This window comes from Clostridium sp. CS001 (assembly GCF_020443565.1).
Taxonomy (GTDB): Bacteria; Bacillota; Clostridia; order Clostridiales; family Clostridiaceae; genus Clostridium_AD.
Map to the genome: position 1 here is coordinate 53,213 of NZ_JAIZZN010000016.1, position 12,080 is coordinate 65,292.

A 12,080-nucleotide genomic window follows, 5' to 3' on the forward strand; every position below is an offset into this window, starting at 1 on the left:
GCTTAAATTATGCTAACCCAATTTAAAATAAATAATAAACAGTACATATATTAGTTATCTTCCTGCTCCTAAACAATATAATAATATGCTAAAGTAATTATGATATAGGAAGTAATTAAAATGCTCCCTTCTAGCCAATAGGTCTTCCCATCCTGAAATACCAAAAATGACATACCTACTGCAATACCGCACATTATAATGTGGAAAACTGGAAATAATAAAGTCATATTTAAACCCATGAAACAGGAAAACATTACAAGCACAGGGGTAACAAATAGAGATATTTGAATACTTGACCCTATTGCCGTCTCAAGGCTCATATCTACTTTGTTTTGCATTGCACACATTATAGTTGATACATTCTCACCTATATTTCCTAAAAGGGGAATTAGTATTATTCCTATGAACTCTTGTGATACACTATAGTTTTTTGTAACATCTTTAATATTATAAATTAACTTATCGCTTATAAAGTAAAGTAGCACAGATATAAAAATTAAAGTTATTGCACTTTCAACAACTTCCTTATTTATTGTAATCCCTTTCTTCTTATGGGTATTTCTCTCGCTTATAATTTCTCTTTCATCTGATATAATATATTTTTCTTCTATTACAGTGTTTTTTTTATCTTCATTGCATTCACTAACAACAAATAAATTGTTATGGGTATATAATGAGAATATTAGCCCTAAGATATAAACTCCTATAAGCAAGAAGGCAACTTTCACGCTTATAGATATAAGTGCTGATTCTTTAACTATTGTGTATCTGTTTAACGTTGCTATAACTACCATTGAGGACATGGCAAGTAATAACATATTGAAATTTGTCCGTGCTATTATTTTATTAAAACTCTGCTCCTTAAACTTAAAACCACCAACAACTACAGCAATCCCAAGTCCTAGAAGCATATTACTTATAATTGATCCAATTAAAGCTGCTTGAACCATAGGTATCATGCCATACTTTATTGACCATATTCCCATCATTAACTCTGGTATGTTCCCAACTGTAGCCGCTAATAGCCCACCTTTTTTTTGTCCTATATAATCTGATATTTTAGTGGTTTGTGAGCCGAGTAAGATAGCTAGTGGAATTATAGCTATAGAATATATTATTGTATTTGCTAAACTTGAAGAAGTTCTTATAAACATTAAAGCTATTACAACTATTATAAAAATATATTTTTTTTTCATTTTATTCGCACCGTTACTCCTCCATTTAATTAATTTTCTTCCTTACTATTCTATTCCCTAGTGTTTTAAAGGTTACTAAAAAGAGAGGCATATCCAATTAGGATATACCTCTCTTAATTTGTAACAATATATATGACCTTTTACTTTATCTTCCTAAGATTTCTTTTGCTAATTGGAGCCCTGTAGGTGTAATAGCAAGACCACCCATAGCAGTCTCTCTAAGTTCACAAGGTAGTTGCTTACCTATTTCATACATAGCAAGTACAGTATCATCAAAAGGTATCCTACTAGTTACACCACTCATAGCCAAATCTGCTGTAGTTAAAGCACTTACTGCTCCAGACATATTCCGCTTAGCACAAGGTACTTCGACTAAACCTGCAATGGGATCGCATACTAGACCTAAAATATTTTTTATAACAATAGCAGCTGCATGCAGTGCCATAGAAGGAGTTCCACCCATCATTTCTACTACAGCTGCAGCTCCCATAGCCGCAGCTGAACCACATTCAGCTTGGCATCCGCCTTCTGCTCCTGCTAATGTTGCATTTTTAGCTATTATTATTCCTACACCTGAAGCAGTAAATAATGCATTAATTAACTCATCTTCAGTTTTATTTAACTTCTCTCCTGCTGTAATTATAGCTGCAGGAAGTATGCCACAAGACCCTGCTGTGGGTGATGCAACTATTTTACCCATGGCTGCATTCACTTCTGAGCAAGAAACCGCTCTAGCCATTGCCTTTACCATAAATTCGCCTGTAAGAGTATTCCCCGAACTAGCATATTTATTTAGTTTAATTGCATCCCCACCTATTAAACCACTCACTGACCTGGTTTCATTTATAAGTCCATATTCAGCAGCTTGTTGCATTACATTTAAGTTTTTTCTCATTCTTTCAATAATTTCTTCTCTTGAAAGTTCACTCTCTTCTACTTCACATCTTATTGTATATTCCCAAATTGGGATATTCTTCTCTTCGCATATCTTCAGCATCTCTATTCCTTTATTTGCAAACACATTGATCTCCTCCTTTGTTTGGGTTTCTATATTAAGACTGTTTAACTGGTTGTATTTCTCTTATGTCGTAGATATCTCCTAAAATCTTAATCTTATTTATTACATCCATCGGCACTATAGAATCTGTTTCAAATACCATAGCTGCTTTTAACCCTTTGCTATCCCTGTATACCTTCATTAAGGCTATATTAATATTTTCATCATACAATATGGTACTTACCTTTGAAATCATTCCTGGAATATCTCTATGATTAATTATAATTGTTGGGTACTTACCTGTAAACTCAACTGATTGCCCATCAACTTCAAAGATTATAATATTACCTCCTCCAATGGATGATCCAACAATTTCAACTACTTCTTTATTTCCTTTTGTTATTATAAATTTTACAGTATTGGGATGTACATCTCCCAAGTCTCCCTCTACAAACTCTATTAAGAGTCCCTGTTTTTGAGCAATATCAATGGAATCTTTAAGGTTATCATCCCAAGGGTCCATTCCTAGGATACCTGCAACTAATGCTTTATCTGTTCCGTGACCTTTATAAGTTTTAGCAAAGGAACCGTGTAGCACAAATTGCACCGCTTCAATGTCTTTTCCTGCAATTGATGCTGCAACTTTAGCAAGTCTTGCTGCCCCAGCTGTGTGAGAACTTGATGGCCCTATCATAATTGGCCCTAATATATCAAAAACACTGTAACTCTTCATTAGTTACCTCCTTATAATCTTTTGCATTAGTAAAAATAATTATTATTCATTTTAATTCATGTTTAACAATCTTGTTCTTATAATTCTATTATAGATTAAAAATAAAATTTGTCACTATGTAAGTATTGTTAACTTATTATTTATTTCAAATTCATCTATATCCGCATTGACAAATAATTATGAAGTTACTATGATAATATAGCATGGTAATTGTGAATTGAAAAAGTTCAGTGGTGTCATATGTAACTGGAGGTAATTATGGAAAACAAAAAAATAAAAACAAATATTTTAAGGCCTAAATTTGATAGTGATTTAGATACTATAGAATTATCCAAAGAAACTATTGAGGATGAAAGTATATTTTCTTTTGGAACTGTTAGTGATTGTTCTCTAGAGAACTATAACGCAGACAGGGTGACTTTTAAACAATTAATATTTAAAAAAGTTGTTTTTAATAAAATAAGTTTTAGACGTGTTGAAATGATGGATGTAAGATTTGAAAATTGCGATTTATCAAATGTAGATTTTAATGAAGCTTCATTACATAGAGTTGAATTTGATAACTGTAAAATCATTGGTATTAATTTAAACGAGGCTACCCTTAGGGATGTAATCTTTGAAAATTGCAATGGTGAATTTGCCTTTTTTAGTTATTCTAATTGTAAGCAAGTTGCATTTCTTCAATGTCAATTACGCTCTTCAGATTTTCAAAACTCCAAATTTTTAAAAGTTGAATTTCAAGAATCTAACCTTCTTCAGGCTCAAATGAACTTTACAAGTCTTAAAGGAATAGACTTTACTAGTTGCGATATTGAAGGTATAGGAGTAAATATTGCCGACGTTAGGGGTGCAAAAGTTACCGCTACCCAAGCAGTTTCTCTTTCTGCCATACTAGGTCTCATTATTAAATAAAATCAACTTCATACAATTAATAATCCTTATGCGCCAAAAGAAGTTTCTTCTTTAAGATTCCTTACAAAGTCACACAAGCTAGATTTCATACTCTTTTCACCATTTATAAAAGCAATAACCCTGAAGATGAAATCATGTATAATCGTGTCAGATAGCATCCTCTTTCACCTTAACAGTCTTTTATAGTATTAGTTTATTAATAATCATTAAGTTTCTCCGTAGTGACTTGCAATAATAAGCGTAAAAGCTGTTAAATTCGATTTAGAAATTCTTCTTTTGCGAATGTAAAACTTTCGTAAGACTGCCAGGACGGCAGTCTAGGGAACCCGAGGCAGGACGCCGAGTGTGACCGTTAAAAAGTTTTACATGCGCAAAGGATTAGAATTTCTTAATCAAATTTCCAGCTTCCAGCTATTATTGCAAGGCACGTAGGAGAAACTTAATGCTTTCACACTCTAGTACTTATAAAAACAACTTCCACCTGTAAATTCTCTGAGTATTGAATTATCCGGTACCAAATCTTTATCTACTTCTTTAAAGAAATTCAAGAAACTTCTTAATCTACTTGCCTCATAATATACTGGACTTTCTAGTCCAATTTTATTAAGCTCAGCCAACGCAAACTTCTTTAGTACGCAAAGTTCATACACCACATGAGAGTTAAACATTACATCTGCTTGCTCTTGAAAAACAAAAATATTTTTTTCCTCACCACGCTTTATAGACGGCCACATTTTCAGTGTATCTTCTACCCCATATCCTCTTGATAAATAATCTCTAACTATTCTTCTTATCATTCTTACATCCGTTGTTGAAATCCTACTATGGTCATCTAAGTTAAGTTGTGTTAACGGACTTATATATATTTTGAATTTATTTTCACTGTCTATAGCTGAAGTTAAAGTTTCATTTAATCCATGAATACCTTCTACTACCACAACTCCATTTTCAGGCATTTTTATCTTATTGCCATGCCACTCCCTTTTTCCTGTGACAAAATTAAAGCTTGGTATTTCGATTTCCTCGCCTGCAAGTAATAATTCTAAATCCTTGTTAAATAGCTCCAAATCTAAAGCATATATAGACTCAAAATCATATTCTCCCAGCTCATCTATAGGTGTATTTTCTCTATTAACAAAATAGTCATCTAATGAAATAAATAATGGTGTTAACCCATTTACCCTTAATTGAATACCTAGTCTTTTTGAAAAGGTAGTTTTCCCTGAAGATGATGGTCCTGCTATAAGTACTAACTTTACCTTTTCTCGCTTATGAACCATATCTGCAATGTAGGCAATCTTCTTTTCATGAAGAGCTTCTGCAACCCTAATTAAATTTACAACATCCCCGTTTATTACTTCATCATTTAAAGTACCAACATCCCCAATTCCTAATATTTCACCCCACTTCTCTGCTTCGTGAAATACCTTGGCCAGTTTCTTTTGTTCAACAAATTTAGGAATTCTATCCGGCATATTAGAAGTTGGGTATCTCAATATAAATCCTGGCTCGTAATACATTAAATCAAATGTTTTCAATACTCCTGTAGAATAGGCCATTGGTCCGTAGAAATAATCAAATCTCCCATCTAATTCATATAGCTTTATTTCTTCCGAGCTTACATACTTTAAAAGTCCAACCTTATCTTGCATATTATATTCCGTATAAATTTCCACTGCTTTTGCTTTTGATAATGTTACTTTTCTTATAGGAATATCCTTTTTAATTATTTCTGTCATTCTACTTTTTATTTCATATATATCATCGATATCTAGTGCAGGTATCTTGTTAATCTCTCCATATAATCCTTTGCTTAAGGAATGCTCAATGGTTATCTTATCTCCCGGAAATAATTCTGAAACTGCTTTTATAAGCACGAATTGAAGAGTTCTAACATATGTCATCATCCCAATTTTACTGGAAATGTCTACTGTAGCAAAATTGCCTTCCTCTAAGATAGTGCTTCCTAATTCATAAAGTCTATTGTTAATAGATCCTAAAACTACTGGTATATCCTTTAATTGTTCATTATTTTTAATAATATCATTTAATACAGTTCCTTCTTCAACCAAAATTCTTCTTCCATCTTCAAGTACTATATTGAAATTATTCATGCGATCATCCCCCATTCTATAGTGATTAGTATCATTATACTTTAATTTTAAAAAAATGTATCATGTACCCCTTATAATTTTTGTATTTTAACGAAAAATATACAATAGGCACATAAAACTAAGTAATCGGTGAAAATAGACTAGGATACTAACCTATTATTTATTAAAATGCAACCTATGCGATAATGAGGTGATATTATGTTTGTTTTAGTAGTCAGAACCTTTTTTCTATACTTTTCAGTAGTGTTTATTATGCGAATGATGGGAAAAAAACAAATAGGTGAACTTGAACCCTTTGAACTTGTAATTGCCTTAATGATTTCTGAACTTGCTACCTTTCCCATGCAAGACATACGAATACCAATTTTACATGCCATCATACCAATAATCACTTTGTTATTTCTACAAGTAGCTACTTCCTTTGTTGAACTTAAAAGCGAAAAAGCTAGAAAGCTACTAACAGGCTCCCCCAGTATATTAATCAATAATGGGAAAATTGATATTGCTGAGCTACGATACCAAAGATTCAATATTAATGATTTTCTAGAACAACTTAGATTAAAAGGTTATTTTAATATATCCGACATTCAATATGTTATTTTAGAAACCAGTGGAGAACTATCTGTACTACCAAAGGCTTTGAAATCTAATGCAACTAAGGAGGATCTTAAGCTAAAAGTAGTGGAAGACTTTTTACCTATACCACTAATTATGGATGGAAAAATAAATTATAAGAACTTAGAACTTTTAGCTAAAGATGAAATTTGGTTAAACAGTATACTAAAGAAAAATAATATTCATAGTTCAAAAGACGTATTCATAGGTACTTTAGATTCTAAAAGGAAGTTCTTTTATCAACTAAAGGAAGGTAAAGATAAATGAAAAATATTTTAGCTGCCTTTAGCTTATTTATTATAATGATTATAGGAATATTTTTGTCCACAAACTTTATAAATCAAAGTTCTATGCATTTGCAAGATTTAAATTCCACCTTAGAAAATTATATAACTAAAGAGGATTACGATAATGCATATACCCTATCATTAGATTATATATCTCAGTGGAAAAAAACTTCGAAGATATTAACAATATATATACATCATGAAGACTTAGATCATATAGACAATGAAGTTTTAAAGTTAACTCAATATATAAAAGTTAAAGACAAATCTGAAGCCTTAGCAACTGTACATGTTATGAAATACCTAATTGACCACATAATGGATCATGAAAAAGTATCAATAAGCAATATATTTTAACCTTCCTCAAATATGCAAGCCATTAATAATAAAGGTAGAAAATAGTACATTTATAGCTTATAATTAAGATATATTATAAAAAGTTATTGGAATAATATATTTTCCTATAACAAAATTTGAAAGGTGGAATTAATATGGCATTAGTTACTACTACTGAAATGTTTAAAAAGGCTTTTGAGGGAAATTACGCAATTGGAGCTTTTAACATCAACAACATGGAAATTATTCAAGGAATTATAGATGCTTGTGAAACTCACAAGTCAGCTGTTATACTTCAGGTATCAGGTGGGGCTTTAAAATATGCAAGACCTACTTATCTAAGAAAAATGGTAGAGGCTGCTGTAGAGGACACTGGCCTTGATGTAGTTCTTCACTTAGATCATGGTGCTGATTTTGCTCAAGTTAAAAGTGCAATTGATGCTGGCTTTACTTCTGTAATGTATGATGGTTCTCATCATGAGTACGAAGAAAATATAAGATTAACAAAAGAAGTTGTTGAATTTGCTCATTCTAAGGGTGTTGTAGTTGAAGCTGAACTTGGAAAACTTGCAGGGGTTGAAGATGCTGTTAGTGTTTCAGCTGCTGATGCAACTTATACTGACCCAGACCAAGCATTAGATTTTGTAAAAAGAACTGGTATTGACTCTTTAGCTATAGCTATAGGAACAAGCCATGGCGCATATAAATTCAAAGGTGAGGCTAAACTTGATTTTGAAAGATTAGAAACCATTACTAGAAAATTAGAAGAAGCTGGTATGCATAACTTCCCAATAGTTCTTCATGGAGCATCTGCTGTGGATCAAGACTTTGTAGCTATGTGTAATGAATTTGGTGGAGATATTAAAGGTGCAAAGGGAATACCACTAGAAATGCTAAGAAAAGCATCTTCAATGGCTGTTTGCAAAATAAATATGGATACTGATTTAAGACTTGCTATGACTGGTTCAATAAGAAAAGTACTAGCACAAAATCCTAGTGAAATAGATCCAAGAAAATATTTAGGAGAAGCAAGAAAGAATATAACTAAACTAGTTGAAGATAAAATAACTAATGTTTTAGGTTCAATGAACTCTTCAATCTAATTCATAAACTAAAATGAAAAACTAATTGGACCTAGTATTATACTTGGGCCAATTAGTTTTTTACTTTTCAACATAATTACTTACATGTTTAATCACCATATTAATTGTTCCATCACCATTTCTTTGTATTTCAAAGCGGCTATTGTCATTATATGTTTCTGCATCCACGTATAAATCTATATCTTTATCTATTTTTAACCTTACTCTTTTTAGCTTTTTATCTATCCATTCTTTATCAAGCTTAATGTTTTCTGAAATTCCTTGTTCCGCTATAAATTCAACAAATTTTTCTTTAGTCTCATGATTTTGAGGAAATATTTCCTCTGACAATTCCCTAACATCAATGCTATCCTCTTCCCTAAGCTTTTTCTTTATAGTACTTCTAACAACCTCTGCTTTATCCGCATTTTCGGGGAAATTGTTTTGAGTCCACTTTTCTGCAGCTTTTACAAAGCTTTTAGTAACATCTCTTTCATTTTCAACAATACTACAACCTAAATAATTATTAACAAAATAGTTTGCGCCAAATTCTTTGTATTCCTCATCTTCCTTATATTCTTCACTTTCTTTATTCTTACTCTTCTTGTCAATAACCATTAAATCGAATTTATTTTCCTCCCTACAGGGTTTTATAAAAGCACACTTTTGTACCCTTTGAGAACTACCTGGTAACCCTGTAAACTGTGGTATTATATCAATGCCTAACTTATCATCCACAAATTGAATTGTGTGAACAAAATTTTTAACATAGTCCATTTTAAATATTCCGAGTAGAGGTCCAAACTCTGTGGTAAAAGATACTACTACTAGTCCGCAGGAAGGAATACTACCTTTAGATCTCATTAAAGTAAACATCTCTCTTGCCAGTCCCTTAGATACAATCAGTAAATTATTCTCCCCATTTAAGTATTCATCTGCTAAAGTTCTTACTATGCTCTTCTCATCGTTAAATATTCCATACTTTAATTCTTCATCCCTTAAACACCGTTGAATATGTTTAAGTAAAAAGCTATACTTTTCTTCATCTAAATCCAAAGCATATTCATTTAATATTGGTTCATCTGCATTGTTATCTAGAACGTGAATAATAGCCTCATTTATATTAACTTCTTTTATATATTCCAAAAAAACACCACCTTACTATTTATCTAGGCATATGAAAATAGTTAACTCATCATCTGCGATGCTGCAATATTATTATACTATTAAAATGTCATTAAAACAAAGCCATATATTGTTGTATATTTACTTATTAATAAAATTATTTACTTGCAATTAAATCATCACCTGGGGTGCTGCAATATTAACGACTTCAGAAGGAGATTTAGACTATCACTGAAGTTTTCTCTTTGCTATAGCATGTAACTCCCCCTTATAGAAGAGGGAGTCTTTCCTTCTGAAATGTCGTTAAGTCCATAATTCTAATGTATTCTTAATGTGACTTTATTTAAGTTGTGGTATAATCACAGTTAATGATAATTAACTAATCACCTTTGGTGCTTAAATATTAGCCACTGATTATAAGCAAGATAAAAGCAGGAGGACTTCAATGTTTGGATATGTTACTCCATTTAAAATGGAAATGAAAATAAAAGACTACGAAAAGTTCAAAGCTTATTATTGTGGTCTATGTAACTCTATTAAATGTAACTTTGGTAATGTTCCCAGGCTTACTTTAAATTATGATATGACTTTTTTAGCATTACTTTTAGATTCCCTATCGGATGATAAATACAATTTCACTGAATTTAAGTGCTTAATGCATCCACTAAAAAAAAGGATTATGCTTAATAATAATGCTGCTTTAGATTATGCAGCCTTTTGTAATATTACTTTAGCTTATTATAAACTAGTGGATGATGTCCAAGATAATAAAACCATGAAAAGTAAGGTTTTTTCTAGTTTTCTAAAAAACTACTTAAAAAAATCCAAAGTAGAAAATAAAGCTGTGATGGAATATACTAAAGAAAAGCTTTTACTTTTAGATACCCTAGAAACAAATTATGACGGTATAAGCCTAGATGAGCTCTGTGATGCCTTTGCTGACCTCACCGGCTTTATAGTATCTTTTTACTATAAGGATGCTCCCTTTAAAGAAAACTTATATTGGCTTGGTTATAATTTAGGTAAATGGATATATATAATAGATGCATATGATGATTTAGAAAGCGATATAAAAGATAATTCCTTTAATGCTATAAATTCTTTGCTTAATACAGAGAATTTGGACTTTAAAAGTTTTTCAGTGTTAATAAAGCCGAGAATTGACTTTATATTAGTTTCCTGTAGCGAGCAATGTTTAAAATATTTAAATACATTGCCTTTAATAAAAAATGAAGATATATTATATAATATATTAGAGCTAGGTTTGATGGAAAAAATGGAGAAGGTCTTTAACAAATAAAAAATTTATATGTGTAGGCTAACCTACATGCGACATAAAAAGGAGTGGAATATAAATGAGAAATCCCTACGAAGTACTTGGTGTACGGGAAAACGCATCTAAAGAAGATATAAAAAAAGCTTATAGAGAACAGGCAAAAAAATATCATCCTGATCAGTATGGTGATAACCCTTTAAAAGATTTAGCGGAAGATAAAATGCAGGAATTAAATGAAGCCTACGATACACTTATGAAAGGCACTGGCTCCTCTAGTAGCTATGAATCTTCTAATAGCTATAACTCTTCAAATAATTATAATTCTGCAAATAATTCTGGTTCTTATTCAAATGGCGATTATACTAGCAATAATATATATCAGTCTATTAGAATGGATTTAAATAGTGGGAATATCCCTCAAGCTGAGCAGAAATTAAATTCTATGAGCACAAAAACTGCTGAATGGAACTTTTTAATGGGAACTCTTCATCTAAAAAAAGGTTGGAATGATAGTGCTTATAACCTAATTAGCAAAGCTTGTTCCCAGGAACCTAATAATATTGAATATAGGCGTAGTTTTAATGAATTAAATATGAGAACCTCAAATTATAGAGATAACTATTATGGAAGACGAAACAAAGATTCCGATATGGGTAATTTATGTCTCAACTTGTGGTGTGCAGATAGTATTTGTGAATGTTTAGGTGGAGACCTTATTTCCTGTTGCTAGCCATACTAATTTAGGAGCTGATTTTATGAAGTCTAATAATATTGCTAAGGGAGGTATATTTGCAGCACTCAGTTTAATATTACTATATCTTTCTTCTGTTTTCCCTACAAACAAATTATTTATATTAGGCATATCATCTTGCATTATTCCTCTTTCTATTATGCTTACTGGTGTACGAAATACTATTGTTGTATTTGCTACTGTTTCACTGCTTAGTTTGCTTGTTATACCTTCAAAGGTTATAGCTGTTGCCTATATATTAATTTTTGGATCCTATGGCTTTGTAAAATACTTTATAGAAAAGTTAAGAAATATTCCTCTAGAATTTATCCTTAAGTTATTATACTTTAATATAAGTTCTGCCATAATTATATTTATATATAAATTACTAATAATAAAGATTCCTAATATAAACATATACTTAGTAATACTAGCTATGCAGCTGGCCTTCATAGTATATGACTATGCGCTTACTGCTTTTATAGCCTATGCAAATAAGAATCTTCTTAAGAAATTTAGGTAACATCTGCTCTTGACACAATATTCTATTTAAATTATAATAAGTAATAATAAACGCTAAACAAAGTATAATTTAATAACTTGCTTTAATTAGGAGTAGTAGTATTTATAATGTTTTAAGAGAGCTGCTGTTAGGGTCTTTACAATGCCCCTTAGGT

At 31.2% G+C, this 12,080-nt stretch carries 12 protein-coding genes and 1 other annotated feature (1 of these 13 cut by a window edge); of the genes, 7 read left to right on the forward strand and 5 right to left on the reverse strand.

What is annotated here, in order from left to right:
• Positions 1-68: 68 nt before the first annotated feature.
• From cax to sdaAB, 3 genes are all read right to left on the reverse strand, one after another.
• The gene (gene cax, locus LGK97_RS11855; RefSeq protein ID WP_226259981.1) at positions 69-1,196 is read right to left on the reverse strand and encodes a calcium/proton exchanger; all 1,128 of its coding nucleotides are present in this window, start codon (positions 1,194-1,196) and stop codon (positions 69-71) included.
• Positions 1,197-1,341: 145 nt separating this feature from the next.
• Positions 1,342-2,217 carry an L-serine ammonia-lyase, iron-sulfur-dependent, subunit alpha gene (gene sdaAA / locus LGK97_RS11860; protein WP_226259982.1) on the reverse strand — a complete coding sequence of 292 codons (876 nt, stop codon included), beginning with the start codon at positions 2,215-2,217 and terminating at the stop codon, positions 1,342-1,344.
• A 31-nt stretch (positions 2,218-2,248) separates the two neighbouring features.
• Positions 2,249-2,926 carry an L-serine ammonia-lyase, iron-sulfur-dependent subunit beta gene (sdaAB, locus tag LGK97_RS11865; protein ID WP_226259983.1) on the reverse strand — a complete coding sequence of 226 codons (678 nt, stop codon included), beginning with the start codon at positions 2,924-2,926 and terminating at the stop codon, positions 2,249-2,251.
• A 258-nt stretch (positions 2,927-3,184) separates the two neighbouring features.
• Here sdaAB and LGK97_RS11870 point away from each other — a divergent pair, with 258 nt between their 5' ends.
• On the forward strand, positions 3,185-3,838 hold the full coding sequence (locus LGK97_RS11870) for a pentapeptide repeat-containing protein (RefSeq protein WP_226259984.1): 654 nt from the start codon (positions 3,185-3,187) through the stop codon (positions 3,836-3,838).
• 455 nt (positions 3,839-4,293) lie between these two features.
• On the opposite strand, the gene LGK97_RS11875 is transcribed toward LGK97_RS11870, so the two are convergent.
• The gene (locus LGK97_RS11875; protein ID WP_226259985.1) at positions 4,294-5,952 is read right to left on the reverse strand and encodes a nucleoside kinase; all 1,659 of its coding nucleotides are present in this window, start codon (positions 5,950-5,952) and stop codon (positions 4,294-4,296) included.
• A 198-nt stretch (positions 5,953-6,150) separates the two neighbouring features.
• Here LGK97_RS11875 and LGK97_RS11880 point away from each other — a divergent pair, with 198 nt between their 5' ends.
• From LGK97_RS11880 to fba, 3 genes are all read left to right on the forward strand, one after another.
• Positions 6,151-6,834, forward strand: a complete 684-nt coding sequence (locus LGK97_RS11880) for a DUF421 domain-containing protein (RefSeq protein WP_226259986.1) — start codon at positions 6,151-6,153, stop codon at positions 6,832-6,834.
• A complete protein-coding gene (locus LGK97_RS11885) occupies positions 6,831-7,211 on the forward strand; it encodes a DUF4363 family protein (protein ID WP_226259987.1) in 381 nt (126 codons plus the stop codon). Before LGK97_RS11880 ends, LGK97_RS11885 begins: the two co-directional genes overlap by 4 nt.
• A gap of 134 nt (positions 7,212-7,345) precedes the next feature.
• The gene (gene fba, locus LGK97_RS11890) at positions 7,346-8,293 is read left to right on the forward strand and encodes a class II fructose-1,6-bisphosphate aldolase (protein ID WP_226259988.1); all 948 of its coding nucleotides are present in this window, start codon (positions 7,346-7,348) and stop codon (positions 8,291-8,293) included.
• A gap of 60 nt (positions 8,294-8,353) precedes the next feature.
• On the opposite strand, the gene LGK97_RS11895 is transcribed toward fba, so the two are convergent.
• Positions 8,354-9,418 (reverse strand): nucleoid-associated protein, encoded by a 1,065-nt coding sequence (locus tag LGK97_RS11895; RefSeq protein ID WP_226259989.1) that lies wholly within the window; start codon positions 9,416-9,418, stop codon positions 8,354-8,356.
• Positions 9,419-9,842: 424 nt separating this feature from the next.
• On the opposite strand from LGK97_RS11895, the gene LGK97_RS11900 reads away from it, so the two are divergent.
• Genes LGK97_RS11900 through LGK97_RS11910 form a run of 3 tightly spaced genes read left to right on the forward strand, consistent with a single transcriptional unit; the run spans position 9,843 to position 11,926 of the window.
• Complete coding sequence (locus LGK97_RS11900; protein WP_226259990.1) at positions 9,843-10,697, forward strand: DUF5685 family protein; 855 nt, start codon at positions 9,843-9,845, stop codon at positions 10,695-10,697.
• A gap of 55 nt (positions 10,698-10,752) precedes the next feature.
• Positions 10,753-11,403 carry a J domain-containing protein gene (locus tag LGK97_RS11905; RefSeq protein ID WP_226259991.1) on the forward strand — a complete coding sequence of 217 codons (651 nt, stop codon included), beginning with the start codon at positions 10,753-10,755 and terminating at the stop codon, positions 11,401-11,403.
• A gap of 25 nt (positions 11,404-11,428) precedes the next feature.
• Entirely contained in the window at positions 11,429-11,926 is a 498-nt protein-coding gene (locus tag LGK97_RS11910) for a hypothetical protein (protein WP_226259992.1), read from the forward strand.
• A gap of 73 nt (positions 11,927-11,999) precedes the next feature.
• Positions 12,000-12,080: a binding site (T-box leader), on the forward strand; it runs 174 nt beyond the window's last position.